This is a genomic window from Streptomyces sp. NBC_00727 (assembly GCF_045161745.1).
In the GTDB taxonomy this organism is placed as follows: domain Bacteria; phylum Actinomycetota; class Actinomycetes; order Streptomycetales; family Streptomycetaceae; genus Streptomyces.
In genome coordinates this window covers 2,695,863-2,710,614 of record NZ_CP108981.1, presented here as the reverse complement: position 1 = coordinate 2,710,614, position 14,752 = coordinate 2,695,863, and the positions used below count along the sequence as shown (strand labels likewise).

Here is a 14,752-nt window from a genome sequence, read left to right as displayed (position 1 = left end):
AGTGCCTGAACGGGGTCCCACTCATCTGACCGCCAGCCTGACGGAAGGCGCGCCGCGAGCCATGACGGCCACTCCGGTTCAACGGAGACGGAGGCAACGACAGCCGAGCGGAGAGGTGCAATGGTCATCGCAGCAGCTCCGAAGCGAGGCTGTCGACGGCCGCGCGGAGATCCTCGTCCTGGGCGTGCACGTACACGGCTGTGCTCGCCGACGAGGCATGGCCCAGGAGTGTCTGCACGACGTCCGGAGCGACCCCGTTGCGAATCCAGCGGGTGGCGGCCGTGTGCCGCATCATGTGCGGCCGGGCGGTCAGACTGCAGCGCCTCCCGATCCGTTCGACCACTTGCTTGGCGTTGGAGTACGACAGGGGGCGTCCCGCGTGGATGCCGACGAGGTTGACGAAGACGTAGTCACAGTCGGCGGAGCCGGCCACCTGCTCACGCTCACCGAGATGATCGCGATACCGATGCACCACCTCTGGCGTCAGCGGAACCATGCGAGGGCGCCCGGCTTTGGCCCGTGCCCCGTTGACGTTGTCCTGTCGAGGCCTGACGTGCAGGTGCGCGCCACCGGTCCGGCAGCCGAGATGGGTGGAGTCGGGGAGCAGATGCATGTCCTCGCGCCGCAGCCCAAGGGCTTCGCCGATGCGGAGGCCAGCTTCCAGGAGGACGGTCAGCAGCAGCCGGTCACGCGCGGTGCGAGCGGCCTCGAGGATCTGATCCGTCTGGGCTCGGGTGAGCGTCTGCGGTGCCCGCTCGATCTCCGGCGCCTTCAGGACGCGGGCTTTTACCATCAGGTGTTGGCCGCCCTCGCCGGGATCGAAGCCGACCGGGGCGTGGACGAGGAAGCGCGGCTCGCTGAGACGCGCGGCGACTTCGTGGGCCACGTGTCCCTGGACGGCGCAGAAGCGGAAGAACTCGCAGACCGCGGTAAGCGTGACGTTGACCGTCTTGCCGGTCGGAGGCCGCCCGTACTGGGTCAGTGTCCGCTCGACGTGGAACTTGAACAGGCTCATGTCCCCGAGCCGGGCGGTCCTCCAGTCGGTACCCCGCTCTGCGCACCAATTGAGGAAGCGGCCGATTCTGGGGATGTACGCGCGCTGTGTCTGCGGTGACCGCCCGGCTCCGCGCAGGTACAGGGAGAACTCACGGGCTTCGGGGTGGGGCGCGTACGTCTCCTCATCGACCAGGAGCCAGGTGGTCTCGCCGGTGGTGGGCGAGACGGCCTTCTCCGTGCATAACGTCATGGATCTGCTTCCTGTCTCCGTTGTCACTCATGTGCCTCATGGCATGACTGATAACGGCGAGGGACAGGAGTGGGTTACGGCTGTGCCTCACGTGCATCGAGATCGGGAGAGCGATAGAGATAACCCGCAACGACCTGCTCGCCCGCGACGGCAAGGACGTCGAGCTGCGATCCGGCTCGAAGTGCGTGGTCGTCTCGATGACGCTCAAGGACCCGTACACCGGCAAGACCATCGAGTGGCGCAAGCAGCAGGCGACCAAGGTGCAGATCGACCACGTCATGCCGCTGTCGTACGACTGGCAGATGGGCGCCGCCCACTGGAACGAGTCCAAGCGCCAGCAGATCGCCAACGACCTTATGTTGGCGGCCTAGATGTCTCACGCTGATGTGTCTCAGGGGCGGGGTGGCCACGTGTCCGTGCGGTGTCTCACGAGCGGCGTGCTGCATGTCGGCGCTGTACTGGTTGTCGGGACGGTCCTGGCGGGCTGTACGGGAGGCGGACTCTCCGGCGAGCGCGGTTCATCAGGCGGCGGCACGTCCACCAGGTACGAGACGAGTCCCTTGGCCGATCCTGACGGAACAAAGCCAGGACTGGCCCCGATCTCGGCAGAGAAGGACGAGGCGACAGCGCGTGCGCTGATCTCCAAGGTGACGACCAAGGGGCGGGGGCCGAAGACGGGATACGACCGGGACGAGTTCGGCTACGCGTGGATGGACACGGCGGACGGGGTGCCGCTGGCGCGAAACGGTTGTGACACACGAAACGACCTGCTGAAACTTCACGGCCGGAACGTCGAGTTCCGTACGGGTTCCGACTGCGTTGTCGTGTCGATGGACCTGTACGACCCGTACACCGGCAAGGAAATCGCCTGGAAGAAGGCCAAGGCCACCGAGGTGCAGATAGACCACGTGGTGCCGCTGTCGTACGCCTGGCAGATGGGCGCCGCGCGCTGGAGCAAGGAGAAACGGCGGCAGCTGGCCAACGACGTGCTGAACCTCTTGCCGGTCTCGGGCTCCACGAACTCCGCCAAGCGGGACTCCGGTCCGGCATCCTGGCTGCCGTCGAACAAGGCGATCCGCTGCTCGTACACGGTGCGGTTCGCGCAGGTCGCGGAAAAGTATGAGCTCCCAGTGACAGCCCCGGACAAGGAAATGATGCTCAAGCAGTGCGGGGACTGAGAGGGCTGCGGTGATCAGGCGAAGTGCCGTCGCCTGCGCGCTGCGGAACGCCTATGCTCCATCGCTGTGGCTGACCGCATACAGAAGATCGTGACGAAACTGCCGGGCCTGAAGAGCGTCACCGACGTTTGGAAGACGGCTGACAGCAGTCTTGAGCGAGGGGACGCTGCCTTCGTCACAGATCTCGCTATCGCGCTCGCCGGAGCTTATGCAACCGACGCGGGGCGGATGTGGCAGTACAGGAGCGTCTTCGACTACCTGCTCCGGCTGCTGGCCACCACGCCCGGCCCCGGCAACGTCGTCCAAGCACTGCGTCTGGTCTCTTCTGTGGAGGCCGCTGATCGCAAGATCGACCGCCATACCGCCTCCCTGCTGGCCTCCAGCCAACCGGCCGAGGACCTCGCAGTGGCGTTCACCGGACACGCCACCGAGGAACTGCGCGCGTGTCTTGTCCATGAACTGGTGCTCAGGGGCGTTGACGTCTCGGAGTCACCGGGGATCGCCGGGTGGGCGACGTCGACGCACTGGAGTCATCATCCGCTGGGGGAGCTGCCGTTGGCGCTGTCGGAGCTGGAAGGTCAGCCGGATCTGCCGAGCTACAGCGTGCGCGGAGGCAGCCACTCGATACCGTACGGCCCGTCGGCGAACCGTGAGGTGCAGAGGGATGCCCGGGCGCACGTGCCGTCAGCTGAGGAAACGACGACCGAAGCCGTTGCCAAGGGCACCGGCGCTGCTGTGACGAACTGGGCCGACGAGTCGAACGGCCGGATCGAAGCACGCGTCTTCGATCTGGCAGCTCCTCTGGCAGCCGAGTCGGTACCGAGCACGCTGTTGGCACTCGGGCTGGCGTGCCTGGAAGGCGCGGGGACGAAGAAGACCGCCTTTTCGGTCGAGGCCTGCCCGCCGGAGCACGCTTGGCGGATTCTCTTCGCCGCCGCGTCCACGGGCGGCGCGTACAACTCTGGCGCCGGTGGCGCCTACGGCCGCCTGGCCGCGTGGCAGTCCATGGCCGGCCTCTCCGGTATGGCGCAGGGCAGCCTTGCGGAGGAGGTCGAGGCGTGCGCCCGGGCGTGCGCTTGGTATGCCTTCGGCGCCGAAACCAAGTGGTTCGAGCGTGTGGCCTGGGACATCGGCCTCGTCGCGGTCTCTCCAGAACGCCGACGGCTGGCGATGTTGGCCGCGACGGACACCGACTGAGCACGGTCCTGAATGCTGCATGCGGCTTGGGCCGTCAAGTGGAAGCCGGCTCCTGTGATCGCCTCAGTTGTTTGACCACGTCTTCCCGGCCTCCGTCGAGCTGGGCCTGAAGTCGCCGGGTGTCTGCCTCCAGTTCCGCATTCCTGAGTGCCAGGACCTGGATCTGGTTCGCGTACGCCGCAAGGGTCGCCCGCAGCTCCCTGATCTCGTCCGCCTTCTCCCGGCGCAATTTCCGCTCGGACTGCTTAAGGCGCGCGGTCTCCTGCCTGAGTTCGTCGGACTCCGGACGCCTGGACTCGGGGGCACTGAGAATCCCCTTGATCACTGCCGCGACAGGAGAGCGGTAGTACGAGGCCCGGGAGACTCCGGCCTCGGTGCAGATGTTCACCGCCGAGATCCTGCCGTCGGTAATCTCGGGTCGTCCCAGCATGAGCTGCTCGAAGGCGCGCATGATCTTGTGGTCGATGTCGGTCAGGCTGAGGTTCTCCCGGGCCAGACATGCGAAGACGGTGCGGACGGCTTGGAGGGTCTCGTCCGTGGAGTCGGTCATCGTCGGGCGTCCTCGTGGTCGATCTCGGCAATCAGGTGAGTGAGAGTGGCCAAGTGCTCGCTGATGGCCAGTTGCTGGAGCCACGGGAGGCCGGTGGCCCCGCCGAGTTCGGACTCGGCCATGTCATGGGCTCGTTCCAGTCGTGGCAGATGGACGGCGGCACGACGCGAGTTGGGGCAGCGCATGCACATGTCGAGCATGGGGACGGGGCGGCCCAGAGGCTTGGCCCGCTTGCGGCACACGGCTGTCTCCGCCTGGTAGAAGCAGTCGTTCAGCACGCCGGGGTGCAGGGTCTTCGTCAGGTGGTGCAGGAGCGTTCGTAGGCGGGAGGGGCTGGCCACCACGCCTGCCAGATCGCCGAGTTCGCCGCGGATGCGGTCGAACTCGGCCTCGATGCGCTGGGTGGCACCGCCCGCGGAACGCCCGCCCTCGTTCCAGTCGTGGTAGAGGTCCTCGACATAATCGAGCTTGGCGACGGCCTCCTCGGCGGCGACCTCGTCGGCGAAGCCGGAGGCGGAGGTGCCCGCGTATCCCTCGAACATGGTGATCGCGGCGTGCTTGTACTGACGGGCGCCCGCGACCACCCCGAAGGGCTGGTGGGCGATGTGCCACGCGAGGGTGCGCCGGAACTGCCTGGTGTCGAAGGCCCAGGGAAGCGCCGTGGGCGCCGGCGCATCTTCCTCGACCTCGTCCTCCACCGTCGGGGAGCGCTCGTCCGTCGCCGGCAGCGGGATGTAGAGCTCATCCGTCGTGCTGAAGAGCTCGTTGAGGTGGTCGCGGAAGGCTCTGATGCGCCGGGGCATGTTGCTGAGGAGCACGTATCCGTTGCGGCCGCCGCCGTCGTAGCCGAAGAGGTGGCCGGGGTCGTCGTTGATCTCCCTGAGAACGGCGACGGCCCGGTGCACGACGTCCAGGACCACCCACTCGGCTTCGTCACCGCTGAGCTTGCGGTCCTTCCCCTTGTAGACCCGGCCACGGACCTTGTACCGGGCACGCCCGTCGGCTCCGGTCTCGATGATGGCGCAGTGGCGATCCAGCTCACGAACTTCCGTGTCCCGCATCCCGGACAGATAGGCGATGACGATCCAGCATGCCGTTCGCAGGAAGGACAACTCGTTGGCCAACGTGAAGGGGCTGAGCCGTGGGCGCCACGGCCTGCCAGTGGCCGGCCACTCGGACATCGGGGTGTCCAGGCCACCTTCCTCGTAGCCGATGTCCCGGCCGGCTTCTGCGATCAGCGGTCGAAGGTGTGCGGCGTTGCCGCAGCCGGCCAGGAGGGAGACGAGGCGGTGATTGGGGCTCTGCGGTACGCCGCCGACGGTGACGGCGTCAGGCACGGTGTGCGCGGTCTCGAGGGGGAGTGCGGGGATGCCTCGGCCGGCCTCTCGGCGCTCGGCGATGAAGGCCAGCACCCGTTCGTGTGCCTGGCCATGGCCGAGATTCCGGCCCTTGCGTGCTGCTTCGAGCGCGGCGATCTCCCGCTGGGCGGCGAGGATGTCGCCGCCGACCGTCTCCACGTAGAAGACCGCTGCCCGCAGCAGCGGCGCGAGGACCTCCTCGGGAATGCGAGGGGTGGCGTTCTCTCCCCTGACCCGCCGCACCCCGGCGACGGCGTAGGCGCTGCGGCCGTTCCAAGGCAGGAGGTTCAGCCGGTCCTGGGACAGGAACGGCCCGTGGGCCGCCAGGTGCTTAAGCAGCGTGATGTTACGGACGGCGTTGCCCGGGCTGGGCTTCCACCGCGTCAACACGGCGTCCAGGTGGGTGCGGCCGACGGCGGACAACCGTGCGGCACCCACCTCTCGCAGGTCGCACATCACGGCGATGAAGACGCGCAGCTCTCCGGCCGCCACCGTGGCCTTCATGGGGCCGAGGCCCAGGGAGCCTCGGTGGAGGCGGGAGGCGACGTACTCCTTCGCTGTACGCCGTGTCATCGGATCGCCGATCTGCCTGAAGTCGAGCCGCCATGTCCGCCAGGTGCGGGGCAGCACACACCGCAGATCCCAGACGTCCTCGGACAGAAGCGGACCCCGGCTCGGCATGCCTCGCGTGAGCCGCTCCAGGAGCGCGTACTCCGATGCCGCCGGGGACAGGTCGTGATCAGCGGTACGTGGCTTGGGGACGGCAGTCATGCGATGACCTCCAGGAACGACGGGGGTAGCAGCAGGCGATCGCTGCCGCCCTCGGCAATGGCCTGCGCCGTGGCGATCTGGCGCGTGCTGAAGCGCGCGCGGACACCGTGGACGATGCGATCCCACGCGAGACCGAACCGCGCGGTCCACTCGGCGGCGGGGTATTCCTCACGCTGTCGCTCCAGAAAGTCCAGGAAGGACAGCAGGCTCGGCAGGTGCCGGCTGGTGAACACCGCGTTCGGGCACTCCAGACAGCCCCAGGCCGGAACGGGGCAGGCAGCACCGGGCTTGCGGGCGAACGGCGATGCGAAGAAGTCGCGGCAGGAGGCGAGCCATACGTCCTGCTCGCCAGCGAGCGCCGACTCGATCTCCCGCGCGGTCAGCGCGGCCTGGCTGTCGTCGAGTCGGTCTCCGTCGTCCGACAGCACCACCGGTGGGGCCAGAGCCACGCCCAGCGCCCGTGCAAGGCCCGCCTCCACCGCCTGGTCGTGGGTCTCTTCGTGGGCGCCGATGTCCGCGTAGTGCTTGGCGGCGACCGGCCGGGTGTGGCCGGAGGCGAAGTCCTCAAGCACTCCGCCGGCTCGCAGATACTGGCGGGACTTGACGGTCTTGCGCACTCGCCGCAGGTCGAGGGTGACTGGACTGCCGTCGCGGTCGGCGAGACGGTCCAGCCCATGCTCGGACATCCACCGGCGGGTCACATCCGACCGGCCCCGAGGACCTTCGTCGAAGGACGCACGAGCTCGTCCATGGCCACCGACGTCGCACCACAGCGCGTCGCTGCCGATCAGCTCGCGACTCCGTTTCGTCAGGCGCAGGGCCAGCCGGATCACACCACCGGGGAAGCGCAGCGAGCCGCCGTCGGTGACCCTGGCCGTCTTGTGTGCAGAACCGGGGGCACGCTTCTTGATGTACGCGATGCTGACATAACCACGTGCAGGACTCGCCAGGCAGTCGGACCGCAGCTGCCGGACGCACTCGGGTTCCATGCCTGTCTGGCAGGCGAGCAGGAGCAGGAAGGGCACCAGGTCCCGTGCGGTGAGGTGGAGACGACCGTTGAGTTCCTCTCTGCCGCCCCAGGGGCGCAGGATCTTGTACGAGGCGTCGTCGGCAGTCAGCGGGCCGTGGTGTTCGATGTACCAGAGGATGTTCTCCAGCCGGTCCCACCCGTGTTGGCGCGGGTCGCGGCCCGTGGACGCCAGCTTCTCGCCCTCCAGGATTCGGTCGCGGATGCGGGCGACATCGTCCCGGGCGGTGGCCTCCAACGCGTCGAGCACCGGGAACGGATACGCGTCGAGCGGCGTCGACGCTCGGTGGGCCGACGCCGATGTGAAGCCCAGGCGGGCGTGAAAGGCGGCCCCGAAGGCTTCGGGGTGTGCCTCGTGCACCAGCTTCAGCAGCCTCACGAGGTAGGTCATGGTGAGGTACGGCTCCTTGCTCGTCTCTCCGTACCGAGCGATCAGCCGTGTCTCGAAGGCGTCCAGAAGGCCGGACTCCAGGTCGCTCAGACGCAGCTCGGCAGCCGAGTCGGGCAGGGCGGCGGCAGTGAACTCGACGAACTCCCGGATGCGTTTGACGACGTAGCGGACGCCACTGCGGTCGCGCAGAGTGCCGGGGCTGCCGATGACGTCGACGAGGGCGTTGGACAGGGCTCGGACGAGGCGCGGGCACGGAAGCCCCGACAGATCGATTTCCTCAGGACTTCCGTTCAGATCCACCGTGAAGATCACGGGACCGATCGTCGGCACAGGCTCGGCCGCGGCAGGGGGCTCGACGGCGGCAGGGAAGCGGACACGGCGCGGGCTCACTGGTCCTCCTCCGCATCCAGGCGGATCCGCTCGAAGGCGGCGGCCTGCTCGTCCCACTCGCTCAGCGCCGCGAGCACGATCTCCTGGGCCTCGTCCAGCACGTCGAGGTACGTGTAGACGGTCGCCTCGTGGCGGTGACCGAGCAGGAGCTGGAGTTTGCGCAGAGGGTTGCCGATGAGCAGGCGCTTCACCTCCGCGTGGGTGAAGCGGCGGTCTTCACGCATGCCGAGGGCCCGGACGGTCTGTCGCAGCAGCAGGCCGAGCATGTGCACCGCGAACGTGTGCCGCAGGGTGTGGGGGTGGACGTCGAAGTCGAGCCCGAAGGCGGCACACCGCTCGTTCGCCCGCTGGAAGACCGACTGCCAGGTACTGCGTCTCAGCGGCATCCCGTTCTCCCCGAGCCACAGCGACAGAGGACCGAGTGCGCTTCCTCGGCCGTCGACCTGGATGAGCCGCGCCCGGTCCGCCGCGCCGATGCGCGAGTACGACCAGCTCGTTCCGTTCTCGACGACCAACGCGTGCCGACTCGCCCGGCGTACCGGCAGCTGCTCCGCATCCGCTTCGTATGTGCCTCGGACGCGCCTCCGCTGCACCAGCTCGTCGCGCTCCATCCCGACGTAGTGGTGCAGGTCGCGGGTCACCCGGGGGCGGACGTACACCGTGCGCGCCCTGTCGCGCTTCGCCACGGCGGCCGAGACAGTGATGTCGCCGATCAGGCGTCTGCCGTTCACCGGCGGCAGCTCCGTCGTCAGCAGACTCGCGGCCTCGCCCAGCCGCATTCCTGTGCAGACCAGGAGATCGGCGAAGAGAGCGTTGCGTTCGCCGTTGCGCCCACGCCACTTGGCATCTGGGGCACCGTCGGGCAACAGCCCGCGCAACCCGACGTCCCGCCAGAGCATGAAGTCCTCGTGCGACAGGAACCGAATCGGCTGCCTGGGTACCTCGGGCTCAGCGTCCGCATTGACCCGTACGCGCTTCGGTCCCTGCGGCGACACCACGGTCTTGTCGACGTACCGGAACGGCGCGGCCGACAACAACTCCTCGTACAGCGACCACTGCACCCACTTGTCGAGTGCGGCGATGGAACGGTTCCAGGTCGCCGCGGACACCTTGCCCGGACCGTCGCCGTGCAGCCGTACGGACTTGTACGCGCGAAGATCGGCGCCGTCCGTGTCCCAGATCGACTTGCCGCCGCGGGACTCGTGGAGGAAGCGGCAGTAGAGCATGACGTCGGTGCTGTACGCGATCCGGCTGTTCTCCGCCCGCACGCCCCAGCTCTCCAGGTCGCGCAGGAAGCGGTTCAGGTCGCGGTCGTAGCTGCCGTCCGGGCCGAGGATGAAGGGCCTGCCTTCGTCAGCACCGGCTCGTCGGAGCACTGAGCGTCCGTCGAAGGGGAGTGGATCGACCGAGGACGTCCCGCCTGCTCTGGTCCTGTGCAGTAGCACCATCGCTTCCGAATCGGCGTCGGCTTCTCCAGAGTCCGTCACGCGCACGCCACCCTCCCCGTATGAGACAAGCTGAACGCCTACATAACTGAGAGCTCGGTGAGACGGTTACGGGTGCCGACATAAATGACCCGCTCAACCTCATCCCCGTGGACGGCCCCGCCAACAACGCCAAGCGCGATGCGGGCCCCGCGACCTGGCTCCCCCCGTACAAGCCGATCCGCTGCGCGTACGTGCTGCGCTTCGCCCAGGTCTCGCTGAAGTACGACCTGCCGGTGACGAGCGCGGACAAGGACATGATGCTGAAGCAGTGCGGCGGCTGACGCGGTAGTCACGAGGGGCGGCGGGCTCGGTCCGCCGCCCTGCGCGTGCCCCGCCCGCCCCCTCAGAGCCCCGAGCCCCCCGTCGCGTCGACCACCGTGCCCGTCACCCAGCGGGAGTCGTCCGAGGCGAGGAACGCGACGACGTCCGCGACGTCCTCCGGCTGTCCGACCCGGCCCAGTGCGGCCAGGGATGCGGCACCCTTCTCCGCCTCGGCGTCTCCGCGCAGCCAGTCCGCGTTGATGTCGGTGTCGATGATGCCGGGGGCCACCGAGTTGACCGTGATGCCGCGCGGCCCCAGCTCCTTGGCGAGGGTCAGGGTGAAGTTGTCCAGGGCGCCCTTCGTCGCGCTGTAGGCGATGATGTTCGGCATCGCGAGCCTGGCCGCGCCGCTGGATATGTTGATGATCCGGCCGCCGTCGCGGAGCCGGCCGAGCCCGTGGTGGACGATGAAGAACGGCGCTCGTACGTTGACGGCGAAGACCGCGTCGAACGCCTCCTCGGTGAGCGAGGACAGCTCGGAGTAGAGCCCGGCGCCGGCGTTGTTCACGATGATGTCCACCTCGCCGCCGGGCGCGTACGCGGTGATCTGCTCGTCGAACGCCTCCCACAGGGCGGCCGCGTCGCCGTGCGTCCCCAGCTCGGCGCGGAGGGCGAACGCCGTGCCGCCGTTCTTCCGGATGACCTCGACCACCTCATCGGCCGCCGCGGAGTCCCGGGCGTAGACCACGGCGACGACGGCCCCGTCCCGCCCCAGACGCTCCGCGATGCCGCGCCCGATGCCCCGGCTGCCGCCGGTGACGAGTGCGACCTTGCCCTCAAGTGCGTGCGCAGACATGACTGTTGCACCTCAGCTATTTGTTGAGTGATCGTTCCAGAAAGAACGTAGCACGACTTCTTGAGTGGGCGCTCTAGAATGTGGGGCATGACTGGCAAAGGTGCGGCGCGCGGACGGCCGCGCTCCTTCGACCGGGACGCGGCCCTCGCGGCCGCCGTCCGGCTGTTCTGGGAGCGGGGCTACGGGGCGACCTCGATCGGGGAGCTGACGGAGGCGATGGGCATCCGGCCGGCGAGCCTCTACGCCGCGTTCGGTGACAAGCGGTCGCTGTTCGAGGAGGCGGTCGCCGCGTACGGGACGACGCCCGTCGGGACCTTCATGCGTGACGCCCTGGAGCAGGAGCCCACGGCCTACCGCGCGTTCGCGCGCCTCCTGCGGGAGGCCGCCCGGATCTATGCGGACCCGTCGCACCCGTCGGGCTGCATGGTGATCAAGGCGGCCGTCAACATCTCCCCGCAGGACGCCGGGGTGGCCGACCGCCTTCGGGGGGCGCGCAACGGCAACGTCGAGGCCTGGGAGGCGCGGCTGCGGGACGCGCAGCGCGCGGGCGAACTGCCGGAGCGGGTCAACCCGCGCACGCTCGCCGGGTACTTCGCCACGATCGTCCAGGGCATGTCGCAGCGGTCCTGCGACGGGGCGAGCCCGGAGGAGCTGGCCGAGATCGCCGAACTGGCGCTGGCCGCCTGGCCGGGGGAGCGCGAGGGCTGAGCCGACGCGGAAAACCCGCCCTGGGGCGGGTTCCACGGGTGTGAGCGGGAGCGCTGTGCGGGTCAGAGCCCGAGGTCCCACTGCGTCGAGTCGTACGTGAAGTTGGGGCCGACCTCCACGGTCAGGTTCTTCGCGTCGGCCGGTGCGTCGAACGCGTACAGCACGGTGACCTTCTTGCCCGGCAGGATCGTGCCGGTGAAGCCCGTGCCGACCTTGTCGTCGAAGATCTGCTCGGCGTCGACGCCGTCCTCCCCGGCCCGGCCCTCGACGGTGACCAGTGCGGCGTCGAACTTCTCCTTGCCCGCGTTCTCGATGACGACGGCGACCTGGTAGGCCTTGTTGCCCTTGGTGTGACCGGCCGCGTACTCGGTGGGGGAGTACTTCGTCGCGTCGCCGACCGTGACCGTGAGGTCGTCGTCGTACACGGCCGAGTCGCCGGCCTCCAGCGCCTCGCCGGTGGGCTTCTCCTCCTTGCCCGCCTTGTCGTCGCCGGACTTCCCCTTCTCCCCGCCCGCCTTCGGCTTCGCGGACGCCGTCGTGTCCGACACCGACTTGTTCAGGTCGTCCACCGCGTCGTCGACCGCCTTGAAGGTGATCACCGCGCCGACCACCGACATGATCAGCGCGATCAGCGCGAGGACGGTGCCGAAGGTGGCCATGTTCTTGTTCGTCGCCTCGCCCCTCTTGGCGCGGCCCCGGCCGACGAGCCCCAGGATCAGCGCGATCGTGCCGAGGATGCCCGCCAGCCAGAACAGGAGCGGGATCAGACCCGACACCGCGCCGATGAGCCCGAGGATCAGGGCGGCGATGCCCAGTCCGTTGCGCGCGGGGCGCATCCCGGGAGTGTGGTCGGGGCCGTACGGCTGCTGGGGCTGGGAGTACGGGGACTGCGGCGGCTGCGTGAACTGGGACATGGCTGTGCCCTTCGGCAAGTACGGGATGAAGTGGTGAGCGGATCCACCTGTCGCACTCGTTCAGCGACGGGTCAATCACAGCATCATCTGTGAACCGAGTCAACACGGTTCACGCGAAACGACTTGGCGCACGCCGTGAATCGCTGTGAGTGGACCGCTGTGTACGGGTCGGTATGCTCGCCCCACCCCAGCGCATGCCGGAGTGCGCTGGCGTGGGGCCGATCCGTCAGCGGTACAGCACAGGGGAGACAGCAAGTGCCGGAGAACGCGACAGAGGTGACCGCCGCCGGGATCGCCCGCCTGGCCGGCGTGGGGCGCGCCGCCGTCAGCAACTGGCGCCGCCGGCACGCCGACTTCCCCCAGCCCGTCGGCGGCACCGAGACCAGCCCGTCCTTCGCCCTGCCCGAAGTCGAGCGGTGGCTGCGCGACCAGGGCAAGCTCGCCGAGGTCCCGCTCCGCGAACGCGTCTGGCAGCAGCTGTCCGGCCACCCGGCGGGCGCAGTCACCGCCCTCGCCCACGTCGGCTGCGCCCTGCTCCTGGTGGACCGGAGCCCCGCCGCCTGGCGCGAGATCACCGGCGTCTCCGACGAACGGATGGCCGGCGTGCTCTCCCTCGCGCTGAACGACGCCCTCGCCGACCGCTTCGGGCCCGCAGGCAACGGGCGCGCCGTGCACACCCCGGACCGCGCCGAACTCCTGCCCTCCGTACCGCTCCTGCGCGGCGCCGCCGAACTGGCCGCCGAATCCGGCACCCGGGAGACGTACGAGTTCCTGCTCGGCCGCCAGCTCGACGCCAACCCGCGCCAGTACACGCTGACCCCGCCCGGACTCGCCGAGCTGATGGCGGAGCTGGCCGGAACCGGCGGACCCGGGGTGCTCACCGTCCTCGACCCGGCCGCGGGCACCGGCGCCCTGCTGGCCGCCGCCCCAGGGCCGGCCGGGCTGTACGGGCAGGAGGGCGACCCCGCTCTCGCCGCCGTCACCGCGCTCCGCCTGGCCCTGCGCACCGCGCCCGCCGACTGCGCGGTCGACGTGCGGACCGGGGACACCCTGCGCACCGACGCCTTCCCGGACCTGACCGCCGACGCCGTGCTCTGCCACCCGCCGTTCAACGAACGCAACTGGGGCCACGACGAACTCGCCTACGACCCCCGCTGGGAGTACGGCTTCCCCGCCCGCACCGAGTCCGAACTCGCCTGGGTGCAGCACGCGCTGGCCCGGCTGCGCGAAGGCGGCACCGCCGTCCTCCTGATGCCGCCCGCCGCCGCCTCCCGTCGCTCCGGCCGCCGCATCCGCGCCGACCTCCTGCGCCGGGGCGCACTGCGCGCCGTCATCGCCCTCCCGGCCGGCGCCGCACCCCCGTACGGCATCCCGCTGCACCTGTGGGTGCTGCGCAGGCCCGGCGCCGAACCGCATCCCACGCCCGAACTGCTGCTGGTCGACACCGCCGAGCCCGCCGAGCAGACCACCGGGGGCGGCCGCGACCGCCTCGACCTCACCGCCCTGCGCCGCGCCGTGCTCGACGCCTGGCACGCGTACGACGGCCCCGGCGAAACCCCCGGGAGCGACCAGCACGAAGCCGCCCCCGGCGCCGCCTCCCGCACCGTCCCCGTCATCGAACTCCTCGACGACGACGTCGACCTCGCCCCCGCCCGCCACCTGCCGTCCCCCGCCGCCACCGGCGGACCCGCCGAGCTGGCCGGCGTACGGGAACGGCTGACCCGCACCCTGGGCCTCGCCACCGGGCTCACCCCGCCGCCTCCCGCCCTCACCACCCCCGCGCACCGCCCGCTCACCACCATCGGCGAACTCGCCCGCGCCGGCGCGCTCCAGCTCCGGCACGGCGGCACCGGCACCGGGACGGGCCCCGTCCTCACCGAGCACGACGTGCTCGCGGGCACCGCACCCTCGCGCAGCCTGCCCGTCGACGGGACCCCCGAGGAGCCGGTGCTCGTAGCGGCCGGTGACGTCGTCGTGCCCGTGCTCGGCGGCGTCACCGTCGTCCGCGTCGTCGACGACGCCACCGCCGGCGCCGCCCTCGGGCGCAACCTCCAGCTGCTGCGGCCCGACCCGGGCGTGCTCGACCCCTGGTTCCTCGCCGGCTTCCTGCGCGGCACCACCAACAACCGGCAGGCCAGCAGCCACGCCTCCACCGCGACCCGGCTCGACGCCCGCCGCCTCCAACTGCCGCGCCTGCCCCTGGCGGAACAGCAGCGCTACGGCGAACGGTTCCGCGCCCTCGCCGAGTTCGAGGACGCGCTGCGGCTCGCCGGACGCCTCGGCGGGCAGCTCGTCCAGGGCCTGTACGACGGCCTGACGGACGGTACGGTCACGCCGGAGTGACCGGAACCACAACGGTTCCGCACAACCCCGGGCACGCTGTCGGTGTCGCCCCTTACGCTCGGATCCGCACGCACG

Annotated in this window: 11 protein-coding genes and 2 pseudogenes; 6 read left to right on the top strand and 7 right to left on the bottom strand. The window is 69.7% G+C overall.

Annotated elements, in window-relative coordinates; translation table 11 throughout:
* Positions 1 to 124 precede the first annotated feature (124 nt).
* Positions 125 to 1,246 (bottom strand): tyrosine-type recombinase/integrase, encoded by a 1,122-nt coding sequence (locus OG242_RS12065; protein WP_405898153.1) that lies wholly within the window; start codon positions 1,244 to 1,246, stop codon positions 125 to 127.
* Between the two features lie 122 nt (positions 1,247 to 1,368).
* On the opposite strand from OG242_RS12065, the pseudogene OG242_RS12060 reads away from it, so the two are divergent.
* The 3 genes and pseudogenes from OG242_RS12060 to OG242_RS12050 all read left to right on the top strand — a co-directional run.
* A pseudogene (locus tag OG242_RS12060) lies at positions 1,369 to 1,599 on the top strand (HNH endonuclease family protein); the annotation flags it as partial.
* Between the two features lie 18 nt (positions 1,600 to 1,617).
* Entirely contained in the window at positions 1,618 to 2,424 is an 807-nt protein-coding gene (locus tag OG242_RS12055) for an HNH endonuclease family protein (protein WP_405898152.1), read from the top strand.
* A 66-nt stretch (positions 2,425 to 2,490) separates the two neighbouring features.
* Positions 2,491 to 3,621, top strand: coding sequence for a DUF6183 family protein (locus OG242_RS12050; protein WP_405898151.1), 1,131 nt, complete (start codon positions 2,491 to 2,493; stop codon positions 3,619 to 3,621).
* A gap of 34 nt (positions 3,622 to 3,655) precedes the next feature.
* Here OG242_RS12050 and OG242_RS12045 read toward each other — a convergent pair whose 3' ends face one another.
* The 4 genes from OG242_RS12045 to OG242_RS12030 are packed head-to-tail and all read right to left on the bottom strand — an operon-like array spanning position 3,656 to position 9,484.
* Entirely contained in the window at positions 3,656 to 4,171 is a 516-nt protein-coding gene (locus OG242_RS12045; protein WP_405898150.1) for a hypothetical protein, read from the bottom strand.
* A complete protein-coding gene (locus OG242_RS12040) occupies positions 4,168 to 6,300 on the bottom strand; it encodes a hypothetical protein (RefSeq protein ID WP_405898149.1) in 2,133 nt (710 codons plus the stop codon). The genes OG242_RS12045 and OG242_RS12040 overlap by 4 nt, the downstream gene beginning before the upstream one ends.
* Positions 6,297 to 8,108, bottom strand: a complete 1,812-nt coding sequence (locus OG242_RS12035) for a hypothetical protein (protein WP_405898148.1) — start codon at positions 8,106 to 8,108, stop codon at positions 6,297 to 6,299. Before OG242_RS12035 ends, OG242_RS12040 begins: the two co-directional genes overlap by 4 nt.
* Entirely contained in the window at positions 8,105 to 9,484 is a 1,380-nt protein-coding gene (locus OG242_RS12030; RefSeq protein ID WP_405898147.1) for a tyrosine-type recombinase/integrase, read from the bottom strand. Before OG242_RS12030 ends, OG242_RS12035 begins: the two co-directional genes overlap by 4 nt.
* A 194-nt stretch (positions 9,485 to 9,678) precedes the next feature.
* On the opposite strand from OG242_RS12030, the pseudogene OG242_RS12025 reads away from it, so the two are divergent.
* Positions 9,679 to 9,876 (top strand): annotated as a pseudogene (locus tag OG242_RS12025) (HNH endonuclease); the annotation flags it as partial.
* Between the two features lie 62 nt (positions 9,877 to 9,938).
* Here the strand turns inward: OG242_RS12025 and OG242_RS12020 are convergent.
* Positions 9,939 to 10,712 (bottom strand): SDR family oxidoreductase, encoded by a 774-nt coding sequence (locus tag OG242_RS12020; RefSeq protein WP_405898146.1) that lies wholly within the window; start codon positions 10,710 to 10,712, stop codon positions 9,939 to 9,941.
* Between the two features lie 78 nt (positions 10,713 to 10,790).
* On the opposite strand from OG242_RS12020, the gene OG242_RS12015 reads away from it, so the two are divergent.
* Positions 10,791 to 11,420, top strand: coding sequence for a TetR/AcrR family transcriptional regulator (locus OG242_RS12015; RefSeq protein WP_405898145.1), 630 nt, complete (start codon positions 10,791 to 10,793; stop codon positions 11,418 to 11,420).
* A 62-nt stretch (positions 11,421 to 11,482) separates the two neighbouring features.
* Here the strand turns inward: OG242_RS12015 and OG242_RS12010 are convergent, their stop codons facing one another.
* Positions 11,483 to 12,334: a DUF4190 domain-containing protein gene (locus OG242_RS12010; RefSeq protein WP_405898144.1), complete on the bottom strand. Its 852-nt coding sequence runs from the start codon at positions 12,332 to 12,334 to the stop codon at positions 11,483 to 11,485.
* Positions 12,335 to 12,589: 255 nt separating this feature from the next.
* Between OG242_RS12010 and OG242_RS12005 the strand changes: the two genes are divergently transcribed.
* The gene (locus OG242_RS12005) at positions 12,590 to 14,677 is read left to right on the top strand and encodes an N-6 DNA methylase (protein WP_405898143.1); all 2,088 of its coding nucleotides are present in this window, start codon (positions 12,590 to 12,592) and stop codon (positions 14,675 to 14,677) included.
* Positions 14,678 to 14,752 lie beyond the last annotated feature (75 nt).